The sequence below is a fragment of the Cupriavidus sp. YAF13 genome (assembly GCF_052113425.1).
Lineage (GTDB): Bacteria > Pseudomonadota > Gammaproteobacteria > Burkholderiales > Burkholderiaceae > Cupriavidus.
Map to the genome: position 1 here is coordinate 38,432 of NZ_JBFRDD010000045.1, position 26,091 is coordinate 64,522.

Annotated in this window: 26 protein-coding genes and 4 pseudogenes; 12 read left to right on the forward strand and 18 right to left on the reverse strand. The window is 59.2% G+C overall.

What is annotated here, in order from left to right:
- Positions 1-195: 195 nt before the first annotated feature.
- Both sdhB and AB4061_RS29695 read right to left on the reverse strand, forming a co-directional pair.
- Positions 196-401 (reverse strand): annotated as a pseudogene (gene sdhB, locus AB4061_RS29690) (succinate dehydrogenase iron-sulfur subunit); the annotation flags it as partial.
- A gap of 185 nt (positions 402-586) precedes the next feature.
- On the reverse strand, positions 587-2,881 hold the full coding sequence (locus AB4061_RS29695; protein WP_441639799.1) for a nitric-oxide reductase large subunit: 2,295 nt from the start codon (positions 2,879-2,881) through the stop codon (positions 587-589).
- 346 nt (positions 2,882-3,227) lie between these two features.
- Between AB4061_RS29695 and AB4061_RS29700 the strand changes: the two genes are divergently transcribed.
- Both AB4061_RS29700 and AB4061_RS29705 read left to right on the forward strand, forming a co-directional pair.
- Positions 3,228-3,590, forward strand: a complete 363-nt coding sequence (locus tag AB4061_RS29700; protein ID WP_441639800.1) for a DUF488 domain-containing protein — start codon at positions 3,228-3,230, stop codon at positions 3,588-3,590.
- A 27-nt stretch (positions 3,591-3,617) separates the two neighbouring features.
- Positions 3,618-3,833, forward strand: a complete 216-nt coding sequence (locus AB4061_RS29705) for a DUF2945 domain-containing protein (protein WP_441639801.1) — start codon at positions 3,618-3,620, stop codon at positions 3,831-3,833.
- A 19-nt stretch (positions 3,834-3,852) separates the two neighbouring features.
- Here AB4061_RS29705 and AB4061_RS29710 read toward each other — a convergent pair whose 3' ends face one another.
- A complete protein-coding gene (locus AB4061_RS29710) occupies positions 3,853-4,284 on the reverse strand; it encodes a hypothetical protein (RefSeq protein WP_441639802.1) in 432 nt (143 codons plus the stop codon).
- A 36-nt stretch (positions 4,285-4,320) separates the two neighbouring features.
- On the opposite strand from AB4061_RS29710, the gene AB4061_RS29715 reads away from it, so the two are divergent.
- The gene (locus AB4061_RS29715) at positions 4,321-4,839 is read left to right on the forward strand and encodes a DUF4142 domain-containing protein (protein ID WP_441639803.1); all 519 of its coding nucleotides are present in this window, start codon (positions 4,321-4,323) and stop codon (positions 4,837-4,839) included.
- 8 nt (positions 4,840-4,847) lie between these two features.
- Positions 4,848-5,228: a cupredoxin domain-containing protein gene (locus AB4061_RS29720; RefSeq protein WP_441639804.1), complete on the forward strand. Its 381-nt coding sequence runs from the start codon at positions 4,848-4,850 to the stop codon at positions 5,226-5,228.
- 224 nt (positions 5,229-5,452) lie between these two features.
- On the opposite strand, the pseudogene AB4061_RS29725 reads toward AB4061_RS29720, so the two are convergent.
- From AB4061_RS29725 to AB4061_RS29745, 5 genes and pseudogenes are all read right to left on the reverse strand, one after another.
- A pseudogene (locus AB4061_RS29725) lies at positions 5,453-6,019 on the reverse strand (ISKra4-like element ISBte1 family transposase); the annotation flags it as partial.
- Positions 6,020-6,213: 194 nt separating this feature from the next.
- Positions 6,214-6,486, reverse strand: a complete 273-nt coding sequence (locus tag AB4061_RS29730; RefSeq protein ID WP_441639805.1) for a hypothetical protein — start codon at positions 6,484-6,486, stop codon at positions 6,214-6,216.
- A gap of 611 nt (positions 6,487-7,097) precedes the next feature.
- Positions 7,098-7,661, reverse strand: coding sequence for a hypothetical protein (locus AB4061_RS29735; protein WP_441639806.1), 564 nt, complete (start codon positions 7,659-7,661; stop codon positions 7,098-7,100).
- A 245-nt stretch (positions 7,662-7,906) separates the two neighbouring features.
- On the reverse strand, positions 7,907-8,146 hold the full coding sequence (locus AB4061_RS29740; RefSeq protein WP_441639807.1) for a hypothetical protein: 240 nt from the start codon (positions 8,144-8,146) through the stop codon (positions 7,907-7,909).
- 1,130 nt (positions 8,147-9,276) lie between these two features.
- Positions 9,277-9,435, reverse strand: coding sequence for a hypothetical protein (locus AB4061_RS29745; RefSeq protein WP_441639808.1), 159 nt, complete (start codon positions 9,433-9,435; stop codon positions 9,277-9,279).
- 30 nt (positions 9,436-9,465) lie between these two features.
- Between AB4061_RS29745 and AB4061_RS29750 the strand changes: the two genes are divergently transcribed.
- Together AB4061_RS29750 and AB4061_RS29755 are read left to right on the forward strand one after the other, a co-directional pair.
- Positions 9,466-10,434 carry a diacylglycerol/lipid kinase family protein gene (locus AB4061_RS29750; RefSeq protein WP_441639809.1) on the forward strand — a complete coding sequence of 323 codons (969 nt, stop codon included), beginning with the start codon at positions 9,466-9,468 and terminating at the stop codon, positions 10,432-10,434.
- Entirely contained in the window at positions 10,431-11,285 is an 855-nt protein-coding gene (locus tag AB4061_RS29755) for a metallophosphoesterase family protein (RefSeq protein WP_441639810.1), read from the forward strand. The genes AB4061_RS29750 and AB4061_RS29755 overlap by 4 nt, the downstream gene beginning before the upstream one ends.
- A 266-nt stretch (positions 11,286-11,551) precedes the next feature.
- Here AB4061_RS29755 and AB4061_RS29760 read toward each other — a convergent pair whose 3' ends face one another.
- Positions 11,552-12,658: a hypothetical protein gene (locus tag AB4061_RS29760; protein ID WP_441639811.1), complete on the reverse strand. Its 1,107-nt coding sequence runs from the start codon at positions 12,656-12,658 to the stop codon at positions 11,552-11,554.
- Between the two features lie 833 nt (positions 12,659-13,491).
- Between AB4061_RS29760 and AB4061_RS29765 the strand changes: the two genes are divergently transcribed.
- On the forward strand, positions 13,492-13,860 hold the full coding sequence (locus AB4061_RS29765; RefSeq protein ID WP_441639812.1) for a BON domain-containing protein: 369 nt from the start codon (positions 13,492-13,494) through the stop codon (positions 13,858-13,860).
- A gap of 25 nt (positions 13,861-13,885) precedes the next feature.
- On the opposite strand, the pseudogene AB4061_RS29770 reads toward AB4061_RS29765, so the two are convergent.
- Both AB4061_RS29770 and AB4061_RS29775 read right to left on the reverse strand, forming a co-directional pair.
- Positions 13,886-14,327: pseudogene (locus AB4061_RS29770) on the reverse strand (RsbRD N-terminal domain-containing protein); the annotation flags it as partial.
- A 48-nt stretch (positions 14,328-14,375) separates the two neighbouring features.
- On the reverse strand, positions 14,376-15,095 hold the full coding sequence (locus tag AB4061_RS29775; protein ID WP_441639813.1) for a Crp/Fnr family transcriptional regulator: 720 nt from the start codon (positions 15,093-15,095) through the stop codon (positions 14,376-14,378).
- 402 nt (positions 15,096-15,497) lie between these two features.
- On the opposite strand from AB4061_RS29775, the gene AB4061_RS29780 reads away from it, so the two are divergent.
- Entirely contained in the window at positions 15,498-15,701 is a 204-nt protein-coding gene (locus AB4061_RS29780) for a hypothetical protein (RefSeq protein WP_441639814.1), read from the forward strand.
- Between the two features lie 351 nt (positions 15,702-16,052).
- Here the strand turns inward: AB4061_RS29780 and AB4061_RS29785 are convergent.
- Positions 16,053-16,258, reverse strand: a pseudogene (locus AB4061_RS29785) (TonB-dependent receptor); the annotation flags it as partial.
- 383 nt (positions 16,259-16,641) lie between these two features.
- Here AB4061_RS29785 and AB4061_RS29790 point away from each other — a divergent pair.
- Complete coding sequence (locus tag AB4061_RS29790; RefSeq protein ID WP_441639815.1) at positions 16,642-17,193, forward strand: hypothetical protein; 552 nt, start codon at positions 16,642-16,644, stop codon at positions 17,191-17,193.
- A 1,149-nt stretch (positions 17,194-18,342) separates the two neighbouring features.
- Here AB4061_RS29790 and AB4061_RS29795 read toward each other — a convergent pair.
- Both AB4061_RS29795 and AB4061_RS29800 read right to left on the reverse strand, forming a co-directional pair.
- The gene (locus AB4061_RS29795) at positions 18,343-18,546 is read right to left on the reverse strand and encodes a CsbD family protein (RefSeq protein ID WP_441639816.1); all 204 of its coding nucleotides are present in this window, start codon (positions 18,544-18,546) and stop codon (positions 18,343-18,345) included.
- A gap of 219 nt (positions 18,547-18,765) precedes the next feature.
- Entirely contained in the window at positions 18,766-19,350 is a 585-nt protein-coding gene (locus tag AB4061_RS29800) for a hypothetical protein (RefSeq protein ID WP_441639817.1), read from the reverse strand.
- A gap of 679 nt (positions 19,351-20,029) precedes the next feature.
- On the opposite strand from AB4061_RS29800, the gene AB4061_RS29805 reads away from it, so the two are divergent.
- The 3 genes from AB4061_RS29805 to AB4061_RS29815 all read left to right on the forward strand — a co-directional run bounded on the left by AB4061_RS29805 (position 20,030) and on the right by AB4061_RS29815 (position 21,966).
- On the forward strand, positions 20,030-20,197 hold the full coding sequence (locus AB4061_RS29805; protein WP_441639818.1) for a hypothetical protein: 168 nt from the start codon (positions 20,030-20,032) through the stop codon (positions 20,195-20,197).
- A gap of 213 nt (positions 20,198-20,410) precedes the next feature.
- Positions 20,411-20,956 carry a phasin family protein gene (locus AB4061_RS29810; RefSeq protein WP_441639830.1) on the forward strand — a complete coding sequence of 182 codons (546 nt, stop codon included), beginning with the start codon at positions 20,411-20,413 and terminating at the stop codon, positions 20,954-20,956.
- 746 nt (positions 20,957-21,702) lie between these two features.
- Positions 21,703-21,966 (forward strand): hypothetical protein, encoded by a 264-nt coding sequence (locus tag AB4061_RS29815; protein WP_441639819.1) that lies wholly within the window; start codon positions 21,703-21,705, stop codon positions 21,964-21,966.
- 183 nt (positions 21,967-22,149) lie between these two features.
- Here AB4061_RS29815 and AB4061_RS29820 read toward each other — a convergent pair whose 3' ends face one another.
- The 4 genes from AB4061_RS29820 to AB4061_RS29835 all read right to left on the reverse strand — a co-directional run bounded on the left by AB4061_RS29820 (position 22,150) and on the right by AB4061_RS29835 (position 25,360).
- Positions 22,150-23,223: a zinc-binding metallopeptidase family protein gene (locus AB4061_RS29820; protein ID WP_441639820.1), complete on the reverse strand. Its 1,074-nt coding sequence runs from the start codon at positions 23,221-23,223 to the stop codon at positions 22,150-22,152.
- 75 nt (positions 23,224-23,298) lie between these two features.
- The gene (locus AB4061_RS29825) at positions 23,299-23,457 is read right to left on the reverse strand and encodes a hypothetical protein (RefSeq protein ID WP_441639821.1); all 159 of its coding nucleotides are present in this window, start codon (positions 23,455-23,457) and stop codon (positions 23,299-23,301) included.
- A 467-nt stretch (positions 23,458-23,924) separates the two neighbouring features.
- Entirely contained in the window at positions 23,925-24,344 is a 420-nt protein-coding gene (locus tag AB4061_RS29830; protein WP_441639822.1) for a PRC-barrel domain-containing protein, read from the reverse strand.
- Between the two features lie 773 nt (positions 24,345-25,117).
- Positions 25,118-25,360, reverse strand: a complete 243-nt coding sequence (locus AB4061_RS29835; protein WP_441639823.1) for a hypothetical protein — start codon at positions 25,358-25,360, stop codon at positions 25,118-25,120.
- Positions 25,361-26,091 lie beyond the last annotated feature (731 nt).

Below are 26,091 nucleotides of genomic sequence, written 5' to 3' on the forward strand. Positions count from 1 at the left end.
TGCCACCAAATCCCGGATTGGGATAGGCGGCGTCCAGCATCGGATCGACCAAGCGCGACCAGCGCATCTATCTGCGCAACGAGGAACGGATGGCGCCGTCGATCTGGGTTCGGAAATCGATACATAGATGCAAACCATGGTCAACGCGGATTCAGCCCGGCATCACACCAGGCGGCGCGCAAGCATGGTTCTGATCTAGCCTATCGCATAGGCGGGGTTCAAGTTCTTCGGGCAAATGTCTGTGCAGTTCAGAATGCTGCGACAGCGAAAGAGACGGTACGCCTCAAGACTATCGAGCCTTCGGCGGTGGCAGTGTCGCGTGAGTCGACGATAAATCGGTAAGCCTGCAACAGGCCAGTTGGCCCGACATACTTGTCAGGAGAATAGACCAAAGAGCATGAAAACCGTCACCCCGCCGAAGGTGCCGCCCCCCAATCGCTGCCGTAGTCCCGCGAAATCAACAAATCCGACCGCCTTCCGCGACGATTGACACGGACTCACCACATCGTGGCAACAACAGACCGCCTTCACTTTGCGAATAGAATGGGGCTGTGTGAGCCGCTCATCCCCCCACATTGAGTTGAGTCTAGTGCCCTCCACGCCCGTGTACGGCCAGCCAGCCCTTGAGCGCGGCGATCACCAGCGGCACCGCGCCGAACACGATGAACACCAGGTCGCCGGGGAGACGCAACCATTCAATCAGTTGCGAACGGGGGCTACCGGTGTAGGCGAAACTGCGTGCATGCCAGTAACCTTGCTCGATCACATCCCAAACCTGCAGTACCCCGCCCGGAAACAGGCTAAGCGCGACCATCAGCAGCAGTCCTATGTTGGAGCCCCAGAAGGCGACACGCACATACCTTTCGATCTCTTGCCAGTGTATGTCGTCACTGGTCTCGCGCAGCACGAATACCAAAAGCGCGATCGCCAGCATGCCGAACACGCCCATCAGCGCTGCATGGGCATGATTCGGTGTGAGGATGGTACCTACCTCGTAATAACTAACGATTGGAAGGTTGATCAGGAAACCAAAGACACCAGCGCCAAGGAAGTTCCAGAAGCCCACTGCCATGAGGAACCAAAACGTCCACTTGTGCGGAATCGCGATTGGCCTTCCGTACTCGTCGCACACGCCGCGGGTGGTGCGTACGAAATCCCATGCGTCAAGCGTCAGTAGCGTCAACGGCACCACTTCCAAGGCAGAGAACATCGCCGACGCGGCCATGTTGATGTTGGTCTGACCGGTGAAGTACCAGTGGTGGCCGGTGCCAATCAGACCGCCGAGGAAATACAGGATCGCGTCCAGATAGATCACGCGCAGCGCGGTGTTGCGCTGGGTCAGCCCGAGTTGGAAGAGCACCAGCGCCACCACTGTAGTGGCGAAAAATTCGAAGAACCCCTCGACCCACAGGTGAATGATCCAGAAGCGCCAGGTGTCGACCACCGTGAAATTGGTATGCGCGCCGTAGAACAGCGCCGGCACGTAGAACACCGGAATCGCCAGCGCCGCCAGCAGGAACACTTTCGCCAGCGGCTTTGCCTCCGGATTGGCGATCTGACGCGGGTCTGTCACCCAGAGCAGCAGGGCGAACCAAGTGAAGAGACCGAGTATCAGAAGGATTTGCCAGAAGCGGCCGATCTCGAGGTACTCCCAGCCCTGATCCCCGAACCAGAACCACCAGCGCCCAAGCAAACCAGACATGCCCGCCCATTCGCCAAGCAGGCTCGCCCCGATCATCACGGCGAATGCGGCAAACAGTAGGTGCACCCAGCCAGCAAAACCTCTCGGCTCATCGGCACGTAGCGAGCGGCCGAGGAATAGTGCCGCAGCGACGTAGGCGGTGGCGATCCAGAAGATGGCCGTCTGCAGATGCCAGGTGCGCATCAGGTTGCTGGGAAAAACTTCGGCCAGGCGGAAGCCGTAGAAACTGCCGGGATCGGCGCGATAGTGTGCCGTCGCGCCGCCTACCAGGGCCTGAATCAGAAGCAGCACAGCCACCACCACGAAGTACTTCACCAGTGCGCGCTGCCCCGGGCTGGCGTGCCCCGGGAGCCGTTGCGAGCGCACCTGCCGTCCGGGGCTCACCCAGCCCAGATAGTCGAACTTACCGAACACCAGCAACACCGTGGCAATGCCGCCCAGCAGCGCAATCAGGCTAAGTGCACTCCACAGCAGCGCACCGCCGTTGGGGCGATTCCCGACGCTGGGATCGGATGGGAAGTTGTTGGTATAGGAGTAGCCGGCGCCGGGGCGATCGGTCACGGAAGCCCAAGCCGCCCAGCTGACGAAGGCAGTGAACTGCTTCAACTCCTGCGGATTCGTGATGAGGTCCGGTGCCAGGCCCCCGTTCGTTTCAGGGTGTTGGAAATAGTCGGTCCAGCGATGGATCTGCTGGCGATATGCCTGCGCCTCCGCTAGCGTCAGTGTGAGTGCGCCGGTGGCAGCGTTGTAGCGGTTGGTCTTCAGCGTCAACGCAACTTCCGCCCGGATCGCGGCCTGTTGAAGCGGCGTGACTGCAGCCATCGGTTGGCCATACTGCTGCATGGCCAGCGCGGTGGCCGTGTCGTCGCCGATACGATGCAGCGCCTCGGCCGAATAGTCCGGGCCGAGATAGGCTCCATGGCCCCAGATCGAGCCGTTGTCCATCAGACCGTATTTCAGAAATACAGCCTGACCGGCGCGAATATCGTCGCCGCTGAACACGCTGACACCGCTCGCGTCGAGCACCTGGGCCGGGATCGGTGGTGCATTGCGGTAGGCCAGAGTGGTGATGGTCAGCAGTGCGGCAAAACCCAGCACTATCACGATCAGCACGCTGCGCACCCACCAAGGCGATAATGCCGGCTCGGCGGATTCGGTGGTTCCGAAAACGGTGCTCATCTATCCCTCTGTGCGCATCAGTGACGCCAGCCCGCAGTTGGCGTGCATCGACTATCCCTATAGGGTCAGGTCCCCCCGATCCCGCACCGGGAATCGATACCGGCCGAGTTGTCACACCCCATTCTAGTCAGTATCCGCAATAACTTAACAGACCATGCGCCGACATTGGGTCGGGTGCCGGTAGATAGGTATCGTAGCGGGCAAAGGCGAACAATTCCGCCTATATTCCAATGAGATCTCGCGTGGCTGGAGTTGGACATGCTGGCGCCAGGTCTGCAAAAAATCAGCCGAAGTTGCGATCTGCACGGTGCACCGGATTGTTCGCGACTGGGCATCCGAGACGCCAATGCACTACTCCCAGTCCATCGTATTGACCGTAGGCCATTCGACGCGCTCCCTTGGAGAATTCATTCTGTTGCTTGCGGCGCATTCAGTGACGCAGCTTATCGACGTGCGTACTGTGCCTCGCTCTCGCCGAAACCCTCAGTTCAATCGTGACACCGTCGGGCTTGCACTTGAAAGCATCGGCATCCGCTACGAGCATGCCGCCGGACTAGGAGGCTTTCGACGCACTCACCCGGGGTCCCAGAATATGGGATGGCGAAATGCGTCCTTTCGTGGTTTCGCCGACTATATGCACACACCTTTTGCCAAGGTGGATGGCTCACTCATCACTTATCCGCAGCAAGTATCGTCGCCCGAGCAATGAGCAAAACCTTAGTGCCAAAAGACCATCATGACAGCTAATTTCAAGGTAGGTGATCACGTGACATGGAATTCGGAAGGGGGCCGTGTGAGCGGAAAGATTATCAAGGTGCACACAAAAAATGTCGATTACAAGGGATATACGCACCATGCGAGCACCGATTACCCTCAGTATGAGATCAAGAGTGACAAGACTCACCACATCGCGATGCACAAAGGCGCTGTGCTAGCGAAGAAAGGCAATTGAGGCATTGCAGTCCGGCAAGCTAGGCTTTGGTCGAAACACCCAAGGCCTGGTGGCCGACGGCGTTGCCGGATGACTGGTCCGCATAGCCCCGGCCTGCGTGGTAGCCGATGGAGATCAGGACGCGCTGAAGATCAGCGCCGATGAAGATAAGGGAGCAGGCGTATTTGGCTTCCGCGGGTGTCTGGGCCTGTAAGTGCATTGCAGCAAAATTTGTCACCCACGGCACAGCAGCCTGCCATAGTTTGTCTCTCGCTCGTGACGCCGCTTCAGCAAATCTGTTCGTCAAGGCATTTTCTGGTGTGGCCCGCTTCGCACCGGCATGTAAATTGTCTTCGCCTAGCCTATATTCGATGTGCTGCCGTAGCGCCTTTAGGGATAGCCCAACGCTTCTGCGGGTGCCGTTAAATCCATGCACGGAATCGGCACCAAAGCCCACTGCCACGCGGGGCAAGAATGCGTGGCTAACTCCTCGCCGAGGAGCAGAACAATGAAAAGCATCTCCATAACTCTGGGTGCGATCTTGGCCGTCGTCGCAGTTGGAGCCGCAGCCCAAACACCCAACGACGCGCAGATTTCCGCGATCGTCGTAACCGCAAACCAAGTCGACATTGACGCGGGAAAACTGGCGGAGAAGGACGGTCACTCTCGCGACGTAAAGGCTTTCGGAAAACAGATGGTCACTGACCATACCGGTGTGAATAAACAGGCAGTGGCACTGGTCAAGAAGCTAAAGGTCACTCCGGAAAAGAATCCAACGAGTGAGAGCTTGCAGTCCGGCGGCGACGAGAACATAAAGACCCTGAAGGGACTCAAGGGTGCGAGTTTCGACAAGGCATATATTGACCACGAAGTAACGTATCACGAACAAGTGATTGATGCACTCGACAAGACGCTCATTCCCAATGCTCAGAACGATGAGCTAAAGGCGCTGCTGGTTGCTGTGCGCCCCGCGTTTGTGGGGCACCTGGAGCATGCGAAGAAGATCCAATCGTCGCTCGGCAAGTAATTCTCTGCATGAGCATGACGTCGATGCGCCAACTACCGACACGACCCGATGGGCGGCGGCGAAGACTCCTGCTCGCGGTTGCACTAGTCCTTGCGTGGGGCTTGCTCTGCGTTGGTCCCAGCGCAATCGCGGCCGAGAAGACGGCAAGACACACGGTGGTGATCCAGGGCGCGAAGTGTGAGCCCGAGGCCATCCGCGTCAAGCGAGGCGATACGATTATGTGGGTCAACAAAGATCCGTATCCCCATACCGTCACCGCACCAGGGGTGTTCGACTCGCGCAGCATCGTTGCTGGCGGGTCGCGGCGATCTATTGCGCACAAAGCAGGCGAGTTCCCCTATGCCTGCACGCTGCACCCGAATATGAAGGGTATGCTCAAAGTCGAATAGTCGGCTATATCGAGCGTGCGACTCCGGGTGGTTGTGTCTTCTGGCTACAAGCGTGTCCGCAGGTAAGTGTCAGCGGAACCCGCGTGGCGAGTAGCGGGCGGTGATGAGAAGGCAACGACTTCACGGTAGGCGGGAGTGAAGCGATGGTCGGTACTAGCGGACGAGCAGGGGCAAGGTATTGCCGACACAATGAGGCCTTCTGGGAGACCTTGCCAAAGCGAGGGCTAAGTGGCGACGCGATGAATGCATTCACCAGCGATGGAGGGATGCCATCGCTCGAAGTGAGACCGGAACCGGTCATTAAGCAAGGCGGTCCGGATTTGCAGAAGCGTATGCGCTCGCTGTTCATCCGTTGCCGCTTAACAAAGCGCTTGCTGAGCACCAGGTTGACGACCGACTCGACGAAACCGGAGGCAATCGGCTCCCCATGGCGATATTGATCAATGTAGTTCACGATGAAGCGCTGGTTGTTCTCCAGGTAGACGATGAATTATCGAGCTTGGCAAGGAGCTTCGCCTCCTCGGGACTGGCCTCGGCATCGAGATCCCAGCCGAGACTATCCAGCCGTTGCAATGCTGGATAGGGCCAGCCGTGCCAGAGGTGCCCCTTGGCCCCTCGCAGCGCCTTGATCAAGGTCGCGTTGCTCGGGCCTTCGCCGTGTGCTAGCCGGCCCTTGATCATCTGTTCAAGGCTCTGCACTCGCATGGCGAGTGGAACCAATCGAGGATACATTCGACACGGTCACCAAAACCCATTTGAGCACGCCGGAGAGTATCGCCGCCATTCGAAAGAAGGGGTAATCGTACTTTTCGTGCATGTATGGATCCGCGACGCCTTTCAACGGGTCACATAGTTTTTGCCGGTGTTTAATACGAGCGAAACGGCTTTATCAACTTGAAGCGCGAGGCGTTGGAGGTGATACCTCGCGTCGGGCGTGGGTGACACCGACGCGCAGCCGTATGCGCAGGTCGTGCAGCATACTGGATCAGTCAGCGGCAGAAGAGCGACGCGAACTCGCGTCTTCCGATAGGCACTCCCAACTGATAAACGAGACCGCACCGAAAAACACGAATCCGACAAGGCAAATCAACGCATCGACCGGGTCGATTCCCTCGTCGGAGGCCACTCTGAAGAGCTGCCACCCGACCAAGCCAATCCAGATCACCGCCGCCAAAGCGCTAATGACACCTAGGCTCAAGCAGAGCCTCGAAACCATCGCGCGCCATGGCAGGTGGAGCGAAGCGATGATCGTATTCATGGAATACTCCTTGCTCTATGTAACGAGCAGCTTGTCCGCTGGCGTGGATGGCCCGGTGGTAGTTGTAATTGGCGTACCGAAGAGGCAATTCTGTTCTCCTCTGATACCTACTTGGCCCCAATGACCTGTGATCGCCTGCTTCCGGAGTGGTCGCCAGTGTTCGATGCGCGTGGCGAATTTCTCTAAAGGTGAATCCGACTCGGATAGCGATGACGAGCTCTCCACCTTGGACGACGGCCTTACCTCAATCCCAAATAGCCAAGCAAGAACAGAACAATAACCACAGCTCCGACAAGCCAGACGATGTTCATGACGCTCTCCTTAAATTTCCCACTAGCTTAAACGGTTGTGCGATGCGTGGGCCACGGACCCACTCACGAAACGTGCAGCGAGAGCTAGCGCTCCGTCACAACACAGACCTGCGGCGCTGCTAGTTACGGGATGTGCGAGGATTACATGCCTCGTGTGCGCGATCCTAGAACATCGCTGGTGCGCGCAGGGTGTAGTAGAACCCTCTCACATGCCACACGGGTGCGTCTGTACGGTAGCAGTCAAAACGCCCTTCACCCGATGCGTCAAGTCGCTGTTCCTGTCCCCTTGGGATGATCAAGTCACTTAGGCCGGCCGCAGCACGCGCCATGAAAACTGAGACCTTGCAGATCCAACTCAACACGCGATATCCGAATGATGAACTGCGAGATCGGGGACGGGAATGATGCTCCAGTCGTGTTCAGCGGCCGCTTGCTCACACTAAACACGGGCGTCTGCGTCCAGACAGGTCCAGCAGTTTCGGGGGGTGTCCTCAATGCATTTGAGTGACAACCTGTCGCACAAATGATGGTGTAGGAGTAGCCGACGCCGGGGCGATCGGCCACCGAAGCCCATGCCGCCCAACTGACGAAGGCGGTGAACGCTTCAACTCCCGCGGATCCGTGATGAGGATCGGTGCCAACCTGCCGTTCGCTTCGGAGTGTTGGGAAGGATCGGTCCAGTGATTGATTGCAGGCGATGGGCCCCTGCTCCGCAGGCGTCAGCGTGAGTACGTCGGTGGCGTTGTAACGTCTTAAGCATCGGTTGTGTTGTGGTGGCGCCGGCGCGGCCGTGATCTTCAGCCGCCTGATAGAAGTGGCCGCCGCTGGCCGTTGTGCTGAGCGGAAGCGGGCATGGCCCCGCACCGCGCCCGCCCCGGCTGCTCACACCTTCCCGCTGGCCCCTTCGCAGGGCGGCCCGAGTTAATGCCGATCTTGCCCTTCTGAATACTGAAGGACTATATCCTCGCCCTAACTTTCCAGGCGCGCTCGCGCGCCACTTGGATGAGCGATGGCCACATCGCAGTGCGGCGCACGACCAGATCGAAGGACAGGGGAAGAGCCGCGTAACAGCCGCGCAGCTCTCTTGTGGATGTCCGAAGGTCCAAGGATTACGTGCCGGTCACGTAGACTAAAGCCGCCAAGTCCGCGCCGATCACGTTGGTCTGGATCGTCGGACTTAGGCACAACTCCTTTACCAGCCAAGACTTGCCGGCGGCGTCCGGCAGGCGAATGACCACGCCAATAGCGAGGTGGGGGATGGGCGCGTCTGCGGTCAACTCAGCCACGAGAACAGGAGCGCCGGCGGGCGTGGCGTTGGTTACATCAATGAAGGTGTATTTGAAGGCCATAGGATCTCCTAGGTATTGTCTGTTGCCGCACCAGAGCCACGACGTTTCATTTTCAAACAGCTGCTTCTTGGTGAATGGCTGGAGAAATTGCTTCGTTACTGGATCGGCTCCGGTTTGGCGAGCCAGCAACGATCACTGGCCACAACCCGGCGCGCAAAATTTGCGGCACTTTGAAAGCACCGTCGGCCCTGGAAACTAACTCCACCATTATTTTGGTCCCCACTTGGTACGATACCGGCCGAGGGCGCGGTGCTCGCCTACCCAGAGTCCGCGCTCGCCTCATTTAGCCCTTCGGCCACTCGCTCGGAGCATGACCACTATTTCATTAGGTAAATCACAATGACAATCACCGCGATTGCCGCGAGGGTAACGAGAACGAAGGGAAGCATCGGCTTGTCCAACAACTGGCTTCTTCAGTCTCGTTTACACCACACGCAAATGCTATCGGGCACGCACTGATTTCATACCGGATTCGTCCTACAAATCTCGGTCTATGCGGGGCGGCATGGCGGCAGACCGGATAGCGAGCCTGTCGGATCTGGGCTGATCTGGACTTCGGTGCGTGGGCCGCACGTATTGAGTTGGGATCCCGACCGTGCACGTCGACAATGATGCCGGGCGGCTACCCTTTGAGCTCTGACCGAGCCGCCGACGAGTCCGTGCCCGGGTCCCCGCCCAGGCGTGCGCTCGTCGAACGTAAGTTGCCTCCACTGGCCAGACCATTGAACCTAACAATCGCGTGACGATCCTTGCGGCGATATGGTGCGTCTGCGGAGGCACGGCCGGCGGGGATGGTGCGGCATCACCGCTTTTCCGGGTCTGGCAATTTGCCGGCGGCGGCGTGTATGCGGGCTTTACCGAGTGTTCGGCAGCCCGACGACCCCTTTGACTGTTTCGATACCGCAATCGGCCACCGCACGCGGGATGCGCCTCTGCCGCAAGTCCTCGCAGATGTGACGCGTGACAGCCTTCACCTGGTGCGATCGAGGATATGTTCACCTCAGTGGCTCCGATCAAGCCCGCATTCTGCAGCTTCAAGGCCGATTGGGTTACCTCGAAGCGGCGAACCCGAAGCGTATTTGGGATCAGCTCCTGTGTCATCGTCATCTCGTTTGGATGGCAGGTGATGCTCAGTAGCAGCAGCCAGGCGACGGCGGGGGCGCCCAGAACGCGTCGACACGGGACTGCAGCGCGGCCGTGACGGCGTCCGTCCGCAAGTCATAGACCACGTATTCGTGGTAGTGCTTCTCGATGCGCCGCACCATATTGTTGGCTTCGAGGGCTATCATGTGTCACCACGTTTACTGGCCGACGCCTAAATGCCTCCCACCCCGGTCGACGCTGCAGCGCCATTTCATATCGTCCTGAATGTGGGGTCCGGCAGCAACGATGCTGCCGCCACGCGCAGCACGATCGAGACCATCTTGGCCCGCGCTAAGCGCGAGCACCACGTGCGCATGATCGAGCGGCCCGAGCAGATAGACCAAGTCGCACGGCAGACCGTCGATGAAGCACGCTCTCGCGGCGGCGTGGTGGTCGCGGCCGGCGGTGACGGCACGATCCGCACGGTCGCCCAGGCGACGCTCGGAAGCGGTTGCCTGTTCGGCGTGCTGCCACAAGGTACCTTCAACTATTTCGGCCGGACCCATGGTATCCCGGCCGACACGGCTGATGCGACGCAACTCCTGCTGTCGGCACATGCGTATCCTGTACAAGTCGGGCTGGTCAACGATCGCGTATTCTTGGTCAATGCGAGCCTTGGACTCTACCCGGAACTGCTCGAGGACCGTGAGGCCTACAAGCGAATATTCGGCCGCAGCCGAATCGTGGCGGTACTGTCGGCACTGGTCACGCTGCTGCAAGAACATCGGTCGTTGCGGTTGCTAATTGAGCACGATGGAGACACACGCCCGATGCGCACGCCGACGCTGTTCGTCGGCAACAACCGGCTTCAACTCGAGCGGATCGGCATTCCGCAAGCGTCGGAGCCGGAACATGGCTTACTCGTCGCGTTGACGATGCGACCGGTCGGCATGCTGACACAGTATTGGCTGATAGTGCGCGGTGCGCTCGGCAAGCTTGGCACTTCCGACGACGTGATCAGTTTTGCCTTCCGGCGGATCACGGTCACGCCCTCAACGCGCCGTCGAGCGCGCGGCATGAAGGTCGCGACCGACGGCGAAATCGTCTGGCTCCAACCGCCCTTCGAATTCCGGGTCGCAGCTGAGCCGCTCTATCTGTTGAAACCCGAGCCCTGCGGCGCACCGTCGCCTTCTAACCGCTCATGACCTTGCTACTTCAGATTTCCGATCCCCACTTCGGCACTGAACTGCCAGACGTCGTTGAGGCGCTGGTGCGCCTCGTGCACGAAGCCGCGCCGGAACTGGTTGTGCTATCCGGCGACATCACGCAACGCGCGCGACGCAAGCAGTTTCTCGCCGCGCGCGCCTTCGTCGACCGGCTCCACGTCGCCGCAATGCTGATAATCCCGGGTAACCACGATATTCCGCTGTTCAATCTAGGCTCGCGTTTGTTCCACCCGTATGCGAACTACCGCCAGGCATTCGGCGATGAGCTCGAGCCGATATTCGAATCGGACCAATGGCTAGTTATCACGCTGAACACCACACGCTTCTATCGCCACAAGAACGGCGAGGTGTCCACCGAACAGGTCGAGCGCGTTGCGGCGCGTCTCGAACAGGCTGCCGAGACGCAGTTGCGCGTGGTGGTCACGCACCAGCCGGTCGCGGTGACCAGTGCGCACGACAAGACGAATCTGCTGCACGGTTGCGCGGCGGCAGTGCACCGCTGGTCGCAGGCCGGCGCGGACTTGATCCTTGGCGGCCACATCCACTTGCCTTTCGTCACCGCGCTGCACGAGCGCTTTGCTACGCTGCCCCGCAAGGTCTGGGCCGTGCAGGCCGGTACGGCGGTGTCGTCGCGCGTGCGCGTCGAAGCCGGCAATTCTGTCAACCTAATTCGCCGCGAGTCGTCGGCCAGTCGACGGCGCAGCGCGTTGGTAGAACGCTGGGATTACGTCGACGGACAGCACCGCTTCCAGCGCGTTGACGTTATCGAATTACACTTCGATGCGTCGCTCGAACGTAGACTGAGGGATGGTACTAACAGTGCGAGGTAAACTGGGCATTCGTACGGCCAAGATATCGGCCGGCCGGCCGGTCGCGAGCGGAACTGGAAAGCCCCGGTAACGCAATTCTCGGATGAAGGGAACGGTAGACCTCGACTATGAGAGCGCCTGTGAAGATGCGTCTGAGCTTGGAAACGGCGAATACGCCTTTTCTTGCTCGCTCCCGCAATTTGCACCAGAGCCAAATTTAGGGCTTACGGTGCCTCTCGAACTACTGAGCCAACTCCCCATAATGCAGTGATGGCAAACATGTTCAATTAGCGTCCATTCGGACCATGCTCTTCGTTCCTGTTCTCGCCATGCTTGTCCTGCGGTCCACTCTGGGGGTGTTGCATTTGTGACGGCGGTTGCGCAGAGTGCGTCTGATGCGTTGGTTGTGCGGGGGGCATCTGCTGCACAGCTTGCCCGGTTTGTGACTGCGCTGGCTGCTGTTGCCGTTGCTGATTCGGTTGCGAATGCTGCTGTTGAGTCGGCAATCGCTGACCGGGCGCTTCCTGCTGCGGCTCGGGGCGCGCAATGTCCGCGCTGCCGTGCTGTTGAGCACGCTGCATGGTGTCCTGTGGTCCAGGCTGGGGGCGTTGCATTTGCGGTGGCGGCTGCACAGAGTGTACGGTCTCTGAAGGCGGCATCTGCTGGACAGGTTGTCTGGGTCTCGGTAGCGGAGGTTGAACCTGCTGCGGTTGCGGATTCGGCTGCGAATGATCCTGTTGTGTCGAAGATCGTTGCTGCACAGGGGCTTGCGGCTGCGGCTGGACGCGGAAGCTCCCCGCGTTGCCCTGTTGTTGATAATGCTGCTGCGTTACGGTTTCACGCGGCTGGTAGTGGTAGTTCTCGGATCGAATCGCATTTTGTTGTTCTGTTGCGCGAGGATATCGGACCCCCGAATACTGCCGCTGGTAGTCGGGCAACCGTGCGGAAGGTGGAGCGGTGCGATGGTCCCATTGGTCCCACCCGCTTCGACGATCTTCCCAGTCGCGGCCCCAGTGYTCACCCCAGCGTGGTGGTGCGCCAGGATCCCAGCCGCGAAAGTACGCTGGAGGTCTCCGATAGTAGCGGATCGGAATGCGCAGCACGAACAGCGGCACATCATAACGTCCCACCAACTGCCACGGCCCGTTGTACCAGCTACTCGCATACCAGCTATCTCCCTGGTACACCCAGTACAGGCCGTCGTAGAAGAAGTAATTCGATTTCAACTGAGGGGCATAGTAGACGGGATAGCCCGGGACCGGGACGAGCGCCGGATACGCCGGCAAGTTAATACCAATGCTGACGCCACTCGATCCGACGTATACGCTGGTCTGAGCGCTAACTGAACTCAGCGGGCAGAGCACGATCGACAACGCAATAAGCAGGCAACGCATTTTCGCTCTCTATATTCAGCAATTACTTCAGCGTAAGCGCAGCGCGCGGCTGCTCATTACCCTAGGTCAACGGTTCTGGGCGGTACGGGCCGCGACGGAAGCAACGTGGGCGAGCGCAGCCTCAGCGACGATCCGCCTCACCTCAGTGGCATCGCACTGCGGTGGAGCTTTTCACGGCGAGTCGTGTCAGTGATTGGTACTCCCCTTTTTGCCACCAATCGCTCCGGTCCTGGTAGAGCCGCGTTTGAAGTGAAAGTAGATGGGAACTTGAATCGAGTCGGTACGCTACCGTGCAATAGCGGTGGCTCTCAGTTCGCAGGTGGATTTTGGCGAAGTCAGGTCGGCCCCGCGCTCTACGAAATCAGGCAAGAGGTCCGCGTAGATCATGGCGATTGCCTTCATGGACTTTCTTTTCAGTGAAGGAGCTGTTGGCCTCAGTGCCCCTCGAGAGTGATGCGATCTTTCCACGCGCCACCACAGGGGAATCTTGTAGAGCATATCAACCAGTTCCCGACCATGGCAATCGTATCTCTGCTTCACGTGATGGAACCCGACGACGAAGTGCATGCTCTGGATGGGTCACACGGACAAACGAAGACCACCCCAGGAACAACGGTCAGCGAGTTCCAAGTGTGCATATGAAGTTCACCGTGTCCGCCATCGTACCGACTTCAAGATGAAATGGTGTCAGCCTGAGTTCTTCGGGGGAGCTGCGTGACGAAGGAGCGGATCTTTCGTGATGCCAAGCCGGCCGGCCGCCATTTTCAGGGCAATTTGATTACCGGAGCACTCCGTCTGCAATCACTGATTCGATCCAAATCGAGGTAGTTCAAATGAAATCCAGCCCTCTCATCAAATTCGCCACGGGCGCCGCATGCATCATGCTCGCGGCGAGCTTATATGCTCCGCTTAGCCAAGGTGCAACTGACGCCCCGGCGGCGTCGCCCATGAACCCCAATCCCACGCATGAGACGGCTGGTGAGGGCATCAACGATACGGCGATCACGACCAAGGTCAAGGCTAGCCTGTTCGAGCAAAAGAATCTGAGTTCGACCAACATCCACGTGCGCACCCGCGAAGGCGTGGTACGGCTAACCGGCAGCGTTCCGTCAGCGGCACAGAAGCAGACGGCAGCCGATGTTGTCCACGGGGTCGCCGGCGTGAAGTCGGTAGAGAATCAACTACGCATCCACAAGTCGTGATGTTCGGACAGCGCCCCGCGAGTAGTAGGGGGCTTCGCATGTCGTGCCCCAGCATTCCAAGAAACAAGTTGCGAGCCTGGTCCACTTGCGCAGTGAAAAGACCGATCGATCGGGCGATTCAGGCTGACAATCGTCTATCCATAGACGAAGAACGCTTGCACGCAGAGCCCGGTACTCAGCGGCCAGTTGATTGATGTCGAAGCCGCTTCGCAAGCGAAGATGGGCATGCGTCTGTGCTGCGGTTTCCGTAGCGTCGAGCAATTGGGGGGCCATCCCCCTCGACTGCCTGGGCTATCTTGGTCTGGAAAGTAGACGAATCCTTTGCGACTGCCCGCAGAATTTGCTCCGTGTGGTCGCGCAATGCGCTGGTTCATACTCGCCGCGGCCGGCAATTGGGTACCCGTAAACGCTTCCCACTGCACCAGGATGGTCTCCATGTCGCGCAGAATGAAGTCAGCCAGTCGCATTTTTGCCATGGGGACCCGGAGTGGTTCGCACGTGCTAACCTGACAGGCTCAAATCGCTCGTAGGTCGGGCAACAGACGATCGCATTCTTGCTTCACGACGGCATAGCATTCGCACACGCGCTGCTCCAGCCCAGGCCGGTCGAGTACCTCGATATGCCCATGGTGGTAGCGGATCAGGCCGGCGCTCTGCAGTTTCAGCGCCGCCTCTGTCACGCCAGATCTTCGCACGCCCAGCATGTTGGCGATTAACTCCTGTGTCATGCGCAGTTCGTTGGACGGCAAGCGGTCCATGCTCAGCAACAGCCAACGGCAAAGTTGCTGGTCGATTGAATGATGTCGATTGCAGACAGCGGTCTGCGCCATTTGCGTGATCAGTGACTGCGTATAGCGGAGCAGCAGTCGCTGCATTGGGCCACCTCGATTGAATTCTTGCTTCATGGCGGCGCTGCTCAGCTTATAGGCACGGCCAGCGCTTTGCACGATCGCACGGCTCGGTGTGGTTTCCCCTCCCATGAAAAGGGCAACCCCCACGATGCCTTCATTACCGACAATCGCAATCTCGGCTGACGAGCCGTCCTCCATTACGTAGAGAAGAGAAATGATCGACGTGGTCGGGAAGTACACGTGATCGAGGCGGTCTCCAGACTCGTAAATCACGTGGCCTAGCGGCATATCGACCGCGACCAGTAGCGAAGTTAGGCGATCCCACTCCACTTCGGGCAGAACAGACAAGAGATGATTTTCCCTAGGGTTTTCATGCGTCTGCATGCGTCTGGCCTCATTACTCGTGAGATGCCCGTTGCGGCACTTATACGCGGGCAATTGGCGGGGCGGTGCCGCAATCTAAATATACGCCGACTAGCGAACGACTAGAAAGGGATCTTTACCAGATACCGGGCACTCCAAAATTCTTCTTACGCGGCCGGCCTTGGCATTGCTAGAGTGACCCATCAGGCGCGGCCACGGCCGCTAGGGTGCGGCGTCGGATCTCGCCCTCGACCCCACGCCACCCTCGGTGCTAGCAAGGTGCTTTTCGCCGCACTACTTCGGCCACCATCCAATGCCGTAGGGTCGTCGACTGCGCGGCACCGCGGGCCGCTTTGCCAGCACGTTGGTCAAGTCGCCGCCGAGGGGCACGCCGCGCTGGATTACACTTTCAGGCCCGACGTGGTGCTTCTGGATATCGGCTTGCCAGACATGGACGGCTATGAGGTGGCGCGCCGAATCCGATCTATGCCCGGTCACGCCCACGTGCGGTTGGTCGCTTCGTTGGTCAGTAGGGTCGGCACGGCAACCAGCGTGCGCAGCGATTGTGGAACACCTCAAGGCCAGGTAACTTCTTCGCGCCAAACCTCCAGGTCACTGCGCGATTGACGAGCGCGGTAGCGACAGCGCGCACCATGAGGTTCCAGGCACCCCAACATCGCACGGCCGCGCTAGAGGCGACCTCGCGGGTGGACCCGCGTTGCCCAATTAGGGCAAATTATTCCCGGCCAATAATCATTGGCCAGCCATAATTTTTCGTAAATGCTCCTTGCATCACAGCCTTGGGGCAGGCTGCACGCCTCGCCGTGCGCTCTCGTCAAGATTGATGCGCGCGGCGTACCCAATCATGCTTTGGGCGCTCGACTAACATTTCCTTAGACATGGCCAATTTGTCGGTCGCGGCCTCGCTCCAATGTAGCCCTGCATCCGCTTCGGCCTCGCCCACTCAGAATTTCCAGTCACCCCAACCCGCATCGTCCGCGGCTCCGCGGGATGGAGATGGTGGTCATTGATGCCGGTGGGCGCGAAGTTGGTGTCGACCGGCGAGGTCTGGCCCTTGAGCAGGGAGGCATAGCAGTAGTCGATATCGTTGACTCGCTTGTCCAGCACGTTGAGCACGTCCGCAAAGATCCACACGATTTGTGCACGCGATAGCCCACCTTGACTACGCTTTCGACCGGTGGTCCGCCTGACCGCAGGGCCGGCGCGCCAGTCCGACCGAGCACAGTGCCTAGCATTCTGCGGCTGGCCGGCATAGTCGCCTGTGCACATATGTCCGCTATCGTACCGACAGCACTGCGGACTATATGTCAGCCTTTCTGGTTAGTTTGACGCCGAGTCGTGCAGATGCCCGGGAACAACCGAATCTAACGGAGATGCCTCGCGAAGGACACGACGACACAGGAAGGATATAGATTATCGGCGCGATTCATTGCTTGGAAATCACATTGTGGATCAGTGCTGCCGGGCACTCACACTCAATGCTGAATTTGAGCACCAGACGTTTGTTCATATGCTCGGTAATTCACTCATATTAAGGAGAAAGATCATGGACAAGGTTACCGTCCGGGCGAGTTCTGCACTTGCACAAGCCTTGGCCGCGGGTGCGAAGGCAGATTACGACGCCGCGCTGAAACAGGCCGACGCTGATTACAAGACAGCGAGCAACAAGTGCGGCGACAGGAAGGGCAACGACAAGGACGTCTGCAAAGCCGAGGCGAAGCGGGATCGAGATGTTACGAAGGCCAACGCCGATGCCTCGCGCGACGGCACCGCAAAGGCGCAAGCGAAGGCACACAAGGTCAAGGCCGACAGAGACTATGACGTGGCTAAGGAAATGTGCGGCGACGACAGGAAGGGCAACGACAAGGATGTTTGCTTGAAGGAAGCCAAAGTTGTTCACGAGAAGGCGCTTGGCGCGGCCAGGGTCGAGAAGGCCGCCTCAACCGGCTCCAGCACAGATGTCGCGGCGGCTCGTCGCGAAGCCAAGAAAGACACCCTGGACGCAAAGTACAGGGCCGACAGGGAGAAATGCGATGCCATGTCCGGCGATGCCAAGGACAAGTGCACGGCCGATGCGAAGGCGAAGTACGGCAAGTAGTCGGGCAGAGCTTGGCGGTCACTCCCCTCTCCAATCTTCCTTAAAGCGAGTTAGCGCGCGCGAGCTGTGGCTCGGGATCTTTGCTTCGCACAACGAATTCGCTGTGCGTATCATCAGCATGTCCCGGAAGGTGAACTGGTATTGACGACGTACCCCTCGCATCGGGGCGACGACGTCGTCCACGATTGGCCTAGCGGCAACGGAGACCTTGATGCTCAGGATGGCCTGGCGTTTCCGTAGGATGTATGTGGTCATTGGCGGGTCACTTCTTCTCGGCAGCGCGGCGGGGGGCTGGCGTCGGGGCCGCCGTCGCCTGCGAGTCGAGCGGTCTTCGACTTAGGGGCGGTGCCCGGGCCGAAGGAGAGTCGTCCCGGGAGCTTTCCGGCGGTCTCATTTGCGCTCCAATACCACGGCTCCGGCGACTGCCAACAAGGCGACCAGTACGGTGACTCGGCTGAGCTTCATTGCTGGCGACTCTGTTTGGACACCAATCGGTATCCTCGCTTCAATGGCGATTGCGCCCTGGCGGGATGATGCGGAACCGTCAAAGCAAATGCCGCTGACGATGTCGGTAAGAGCACTGGCTCGCGACGCCCTGCGCGATCGCCATCGCAAGCTTGTCCGTCGCGGGCGACGGCTGCACAAGCTGGACGCGCCGCAGCGCCATCTTGCCCGTATTGCCGCAAAGCCGGCACGGCAGGCGCCGGGGCCGCCTATCCTACTAATCCGAAGGCCAGAACGAGCGGAAGTGGCCTGCCCGGGTGGCCGCGCGGTCCAATCCTGTTTCAAGGAGATTCAAGCTTGTTTACCCGACAGTCCCAGCGAAATTCGACGCCACGTGCGTGCACGTAGGATGCATGCCGATAGCTAGGCACGCCGGGGTAGCCGAGGATTACGGTAGACGCGGTTCGAAGTCCTGGTTCGAGGCGCAGATGATCGCGTATGAGCAGCAACGTTTCTGGCGCGTTACCTCATTCAAGGCCAAACCTACCGCAGTTCAAATGCGCGAGCCCACTCCACTTCGGGTAGAACGGATAAAGGATGGTTTTCCCTCTAGGCGTGTTGCGGCCTATGGGGATAAACCTCACTGGTGGCACCGGGCGCAAACGTTCCTTACTCAATGACAGGCGCCAGCGCGTTGAGCAATGTCTACCACTTGGTGTCACGCTCCCAAGCTTTCATTTCTTCCTCAGCCTGTTCCTTCGTATAGCCATAGCGTTCCTGGATTTTTCCAGCGAGTTGATCGCGCTTACCTTCTATCCGGGTTAGGTCATCGTCAGTCAGCTTTCCCCACTTTTCCTTGACCTTGCCTTTYGCTTGCTCCCACTTGCCTTCGATCTGATCCCAGTTCATGATCAACTCCCATTCGGGTTCCTGATGGTGAATCCGCTGCCGGACCTGCCCACTTCCTCAACAAGCGGCGACGGCATGCCCCGCCCACCGAGGCAATGACTACGTGCCGAATCTGGCCTTCGCGTCCGAAATGCATTTGTCCTTGGCGCTGCCGAAATCGCACTTGTCCTTATCAGCCAGATAGTTAGCGTCCGAGACCTCCGTCTGTGACTTGCCCGATTACTTGCCGTACCGTGCCTTCACGTCCGCCGTACACTTGTCCTTGGCATCGCCGGACAGGGCATCGCATTTCTCCTTGTCGGCCTTGTACTTGGCGTCCATGGTGTCCTTCTTGGCTTCGCGACGAGCCTCCGCGACATCTGTGCTGGTTCCCGTGGCGGCAGCCTTCTCGACCTTGGACGCGCCAAGCGCCTTCTCGTGAGCAACCTTGGCTTCCTTCACGCAAACATCCTTGTCGTTGCCCGTCTTGTCGCCGCACATTTGCTTAGCCACGTCGTAGTCTCGGTCAGCCTTAACCTTGTGTGCCTTCGCTTGCGCCTTGGCGGTGCCGTCGCGCGAGGCTTCGGCGTTGGCCTTCGCAACATCGCGATCCCGCTTGACCTCGGCCTTGCAAACATCCTTGGCGTTGGCCGTCATCTCGCCACACCTGGCGCTGGCTGCCTTGTAATCAGCGTCGGCCTGTTTCACCGCGGCGTCGTAATCCGCCTTTGAACCCGCTGCGGACGCGGTTCTTGCGAGTACCAAGCTCGTCGGCACAGTAACCATCAGCGAAAAGATGGCAGCGAACAACCATTTCGTCATCATGTCGACCTCCTTATCAGTCGTCGGATTCTTCTGCTTGGCGCACCGTCGGTTCCTGGCGCGGATCTGCAAAGACTAGGCAGAAAACTGTGCCGCCCAAATGCATGGAGTCAGCTCGAGCACGAAACATTTGCATTGCAGGTCGAAGGTCGGCGCAGGCCGAACAGCTTCCCGCCAACGCCGAGGATTCGGCCGAAAGACCCCACCGGCCAGGCAACCGCGTCCACAGGCTACAGCATGGGCCTCTCCGGCGGAACCGCCGAGTCAACAGCCCCCTCCGGTGATCCCGCACTGCAACATCGATTGGCCTAAGATCTAGTCACAATTTAGGATGGCGATGTCAGGTATTCAAGCATGCGGTGCATGGCAGAGACCGCGATGGAGTCGGGCGGTCTGGACGATGTACAAGCGATCCAGGAAGCGACAGTTGGACGTCGGCCAGGCGAAGACTGTCCTAAAAAAACATGTCACACCTTGATAATGCGCCTGGGACGGTATTGAATAAGTCTTCCGGGCGCGCGCGGTAGGCGCCCCGTGGTCGAGGACCTCGTACAAAGGAAGTCACAGTCTCCACCGCGTCCCATGCGCACAGTGCGAGGACTACAAGTGACGCCTCCCAGAAGACCTGAATTTAAACATAGGAGACAACAGGATGCTGAGTCCTCATGAATTGGCGACCCTCATGCTGATCAAGGACGGCCCGGCCGCCACTGAACTGGATCGCGCGGATCTTGACACCCTCCTCGAACACCAGTTCGTCAACCTAGAGGAACTCCCCTCCGGACACCAACGTCCCCGCATCACGGCTAGGGGCGGTACCATCCTCAATGCCATCGCGGGAATTCGCTGAGGGAGCTGGGGGCGTTGTATGCGGCCCTCATGATGGCACTGTAGGCGAGTGGTTCGCTTGATCGTCATCGCTGATGGGTGCCTATGCGTCTAACCCGCACGAGGTTGCATTGCATCGTGATACGCCCCTGTAGTCCAACACACATCCTGTCGCACAAAAATAGTCGTCCGATTCTCTCGGACACGCGTCGAGTCGAATTTCAGGAGTTTCATGATGAATCCGCTACCTCCCGAGCAAATCGCGGCATTTGAACAAGCCAACCTCGCCATCCTGTTTGGATTGGCGAACCAGGCCTTCGCAGGCTTCGAGAGACTAGTTGCGCTGAATCTGGAGGTAATGAAGTCGACGCTGGCGGAAACGCGGGAGCTCGCACAGAAGTCGTTAGCTGTCAAAGACCAGCAAGAGCTACTCGCGCTGCAAGCCAGTCTGATGCAGCCGATCGGCGAGAACGTGCTGTCGTACTGCCGTCAACTGTACGACATTGGGTCCGCCACGCAATCCGCATTCGCCAAGGCCATCGGGGTGCAATGCGAGGTACTCGTCGAGAATCTTGCGAACAGCGCGCCGGCGGGTTCGGAGCCCGCCGTTACCGCGCTGACGTCGGTGATCACCGCCAACAACAAACTGTCAGAAACAATGTACCAGACCGTGAAACAGGCGATCGAAGTCGCCGAAAGTAATTTCAATGCGGCGAGCAGGACGACGCCGAAGGCGGCCAAGCAGACCGTCGAGCATGGGTCGCGCGCCGCCAAGACGTAACGCCTGAGGCCTGATGTGGCGCCAATCGACCCAATATAAGTCGCTAAGAAGTCGCGAGTAGTGTGCGTCAGCCAATCGCGACGCTTGCACCTATTCGCGGTTAGGACACAGTTGCTCCAGTAGTCGTAACGCTGGCACGGTGATCCAATCGCTCAATTTCTCGATGGCGGCCTCGGCTTGGGCGCCCAGGGTTGAGCGCCCGGGTCCGACAATCCAGCGCTTCTGATGACCGTATGCGTCATGCCGTGCCATCGCAGCAAGGCATCCCGCAAGCCAACCGGGTTGCAGCAACGAGGCCCGATGGTGGCAAACAGCTCTACCACGCGCAAGGTGTCGCCCTTGCCATAGTGCGTCTGGGTTTCAGGCAGGACGGGGCTTCCGGCCGGAGTGGGCCGGGTCAACGAAAAGGCTGTCGCGAATCCAAGCCTCCGGCACCCAGCGTCCGTCACGTCGATCATGACACCTTCCTTCATCCTTCGCGCAGAGTGCAGCTGAAGCTAAATTCTCGGCCAGCCACTCGGCTGGCCTGGTCTTTCTGGCTATCCGGAATCGTCTCACTGGGTAACCTCGCGGCCTAGTCGGAGGGTTGGAGCCTGGCAAACGCAGCTGCTAAGCTGAAATCATTGAGGTCGAAACCAGGAGTGGTGATCAGTACCGAAGACATTCCATGCCTGCGCGACAAGGCCCATAGACGCATTCGGTGAGTTCGACGATGGTACCGAGTGCACACGATCGGAGACATTGCCATGCGCAACACCAAGACCGATTCGCGATACGCAAGCGCTAGTGAAATCCGCGAGATTATCGGTCCATTTGAAGGCGAAGTGATTGCACGGATTCTGGAGATCGAGCCCACCCTTGAGGATGTGCAGCGGGCATATAGATGGCTGCGCTCCGATGAACACTTGTTGCGAAATCTTGAATCCAATCTAGGAGGAAAGGCGGAAGAGGTGTTCGAGATACTTGACGACGAATTTCCTGATTTCGATTCATCTGGCCATCCAGGTTAGCCAGAGGGGAGGCCGGCTATATGATTATCAAAGCCCCAGCACACCTGCTCGACGGTGTCCAAGCCAATTGCTATCGGGGTGATATTGGGCCCCATCTCTGAAGGAAGGGAGCAAGGTCCACGCAACCTTCGACAAGGTCAATGGCGTGGAAACGGTGGCGATTATCGAGCCGGAATAAGCGCCTTACGGATTAGGCAATGCGGCCTGCGGCCCGGCCGACACCACCTCGTGCACGAAACGCAGCTTATCGACCACGACAGGACTCAGCGCGAACAGGGAGACATCCGGCACGCCCAGGCTCCGGTTCAGGCTGTTGAGCACGTAGGTGAGCGGAAACCACCGGTCCATCAGGCTTTGGAAGCTGGCATCCCCGACGGGCGTCTGGTCCGTCAGGGTGGGCTCTCCTGCCGTGCCTGGCTTGAGCGCAAGGCCGCATGCCGCGGCTGTGTCCACGGTATCGACGATGTGGAGATAGTGTGCCCAGGTTTCGGCCCAGTCCTCCCACGGGTGGGTGGCCGCGTAGGCGCTGACGTAGTTTTGCTCCCAGCCCTCCTGCGCGCCCTTGTCGTAGTGCGCCTTCAACGCTTCGCCATAGTCCGCGCGCTCATCGCCAAAGCGCTCGCGAAACGGTGCCTGCCAGCGGGTGCCGGCGATCAGGCGATCGAAATAGTAGTGGCCGATCTCATGCCGGAAATGGCCCAGCAAGGTGCGGTACGGCTCGCCCATCAGCGAACGCGTTTTTTCCCGATGGGCGTCGTCGGCCTCGGCAATGTTCATGGTGATGAGGCCGTTGTCGTGCCCGGTCATCACGCGCTCCTCGCCAACGTCTTCCAGGAAGTCGAATTGCAGCCCGAATTCCGGAGCGGCCTCGCGGGACACGTGCGGCAGGCCCAGGGCGGTTAAGGTATAGAGGACGCGGCGCTTGGCTACCTCAAGCCGGGCCCAGTAGAGCCGGTTGTTCGGCGTATCCAGGCATGGCGTGGTGCGCGTTAGCTTGCATGACTCGCAAAGCACGTCTTCCGAAGTGGCCGGGATCATGCCGTTGCACACACCTGCCACAGCGTAGTTCTGGCATTGCTTGTAAAGCTTGTCTTGCGCGCCGGCATTTAAGCTGCGCCACAGGTTGCATTCCGCGGGTTCGAACGCGCAGATCTGCGAGATGTCGTAGACGTAGCCAAGCGGCGCCTGGCAGCGCTCACAGGTGACGTTCTCAAAAAAAACCAGGTTGGAGCAACTGCCGCAGTGAAAGGTCTTCATGGATTCTTTTACCTGGCGAAAAATATTTACACGCCCCATCCGCTGCAAGAGCCGCCGCTAGCGCTCCAGCACCTGCTAGCGGGAGGTGCTCGCCAGATCCGCGGGCTGCTCGCTTTGCGGGTCGTGCTCGCCCGGCTGCGTGGTTTTGCGGCCTTCCCCCGGCTGCTCGATATGGCCGCGGGTGCAGGGCTTGGCCCGTGGCTTCGAATCGGGCCTGCCATTCTCGTTTGTCATCGTCGAGCTCCTGTGTGGTGACGGTTACTGAACCGTTTGAGCCATGGTCCAACCCGCAAAATATGTGCCTGGCGCAGGGCACTTGCAAACCGGCACCGATGAATGGTTGGCGTACCCGGTCAGCTCGTGACATGCCCGTCGCCTGGGAGGAATCAACCACTATCGCAACGAAAAGTTCTGCCTGGCATTGACCGCTCGCCGTAGCCAGTCCATTCCAGTCCGGCATTTCACGCTGCCTCTCCCACGTCTGACGTTGACTAATTTCTGGAGTCGTGCGAAAAAACTGAATTTGGCCAAAGAACGCCTCGTATCAGAGCCCGCTGAAGCGACAGCTCACGCGAAGCTTCTGGGCATGACTGATTGGAGGGTGACGGAGGTAGGGCAAGCAACGTTCGAGCAGCCGATACAATTACCTGCGCTTGCCAGTCCGCGCTTAAGAAGCCGCGCGGACGAGGCAGCAGATTAGGTTATATGCGCGGTTCGTCTGAATACGGTTGAGTGCCATAAAACGAATGGATTTGTATCGCCCAGGACTGGTCGGCCATATCTGGCCATTTGTCCTTATTGAATCCCGGTGCTCTTTCAAGGCTATCCTTTTCCACGTTTAGCACGAAGCGCTTGTTCGCCGTGTCGAGCGTCAATGCATTCCATGGCACGGCGAACAGCTTTTCCCCCATGCCGAGGAACCCACCGAATGACAACACCGCATAACTCACTCTTCCGGTGCGCATATCCAACATGATTTCCTTGATGTCGCCCAGATCCTCGCCTTTGTGGTTGTAGACGTCGTTCCCAACCAGGGTGTCGGCACCCATCAAGTGGGGACCAGGCCCTTCGGCGCGGTTGCCTTTATACATGCCATAAGTATCGCGTTCTTCATAGTTCATGGTCGTCTCACTAAGAACCTGAGGTTAGTCACAGTTCCTGAGGTCACCCTTGAGACACCATCGCCCGCTTCGCTTGCGGACGGTCCCTTGGCAGCCTGTCAGGAGGGTTTCCTCCCTTCTTATAATGTTAGGTCTCGCCCCTCGTGTCCCAACCATTGTTACGAAATTATTTCGCTTGTCGCAGCGGCCATGCCAGCCTCAGCAACCCGACGGCTTCCGCCTGCAGCGCCGTGTGCTCCGCCAGCAGCATTGGCGGACCCGTTGGTCAGGCGGGCGGATCGCTTGTGTGTGGTAGATAGGCTAGGCTGCCGCTTTACGACTGTGTCGTGCACGCCGTGCGCTACTGTTGCCTTCCCCTGCGCAGGAGGATGCGATTCCGCATATCTCGCGCCTTCCTTGGTGACGTTCCCGGCCGTCCTTGCGCGGGACCCCGTGAATGTTATTCACGATATTTTCTGCCTTTGGCAGGACTGCCGAGCTTATAAGCCGCGCCGTGGCGAGAGTCGCTGGGATGTCCGGATGGCTGTCACGCTCAGGTGCGCAATGCCGGGAGCAGCGGCATGGGTCGAGAAACCCTGGACTGCTGGTGCTGGCCAGTTGGGTCGAAGCCTTGCCAAATTGGGGGGGCCGGCCTCTCGCGTTCTGCGTCTTGGGGTACGCCCGGAAGCCCGACCAAGAGCGGCCAGGCCAGCCAGAAGTAATCGCCGGCGGGTATCGGTCCCGCCAGTATTGCCGCCAGCTGTCATCGTCCAGATCAGCCCTCGGGGAGAGTTTCAAGACTGCAGCGCGTCGTACACACATGGGAAGGCCGCGTCGCCAAGGAGGTCACGAACGGCCCGCACCACATCGTCGGGCAGGCAGGGTTTCGGGCAGTAGCGGACGGTCGGATTGGCGATCACGGGTTGTAGCTTGCAACTGGTCGAGATCACGATTGGCGTGGCGCTAAGGCTTGGCTCGCGTAGCAGCATTTTGCAAAGCATCGCGCCATCGGCATGCGGCATGATCCAGTCGGTCACCACCACGCTCGGATGAACGAACTGCGCAGCGGCGAAGGCGACGTTTGCAAATGGGTTATGGTCCGCGTAAGCGCATGCGAACTCGTTCCGCCGATGCGTGTTTGACTTCGGACCGAGCACGTGGCCAAGCCGAAGAATGCCGGAGGGGAACCGAAATCCCTCAGGTGCTCTCATTGCGCCCGGCTACGCCTAATAATTCCCGAAATCTCGTCCAGCAAGATTGGCACTTTGTCCCCGAGATCCACGCCGTCAAACGTGGTCAACGACTCGAGCCCGCATCCAATGGCAAAGACCTCTGCAAGCCACTCGCCCGGTGCGTTCGATTCGATGATGAGCAAGTTGAACTTCACTGAGGGGTCTGACTCGCCATGAGCCGTGACTAGGTCACCTTTCGCTGGTCCTTCGCCGCGTTGAACGGTCCGGCCAGCTGCCACCGCCAGGATGCCAGCTAATTCCAGATATCCTCGCGCAAACTTACTCGCGTGCATGTCACCCCCATCTCACATCCTCTGCTTCATCCTTCATAGTCTAAGCAGAATAGAATGCAACGCGAAGATTATGGGAGACCGCGCGCTTTGGCTCGAGGAATCTAGTCATCTCGTCCGCGACCTCTCCTCGATACCGGTCGCCGCGGCCGCGGGCTCCCCTTTCGCCTAACCCCATGCCATGTACCGCCGAAGCCATGTACTGACAGCACGGTCTTTCCCCCAGGGGGGCGTCTATGATTTGGT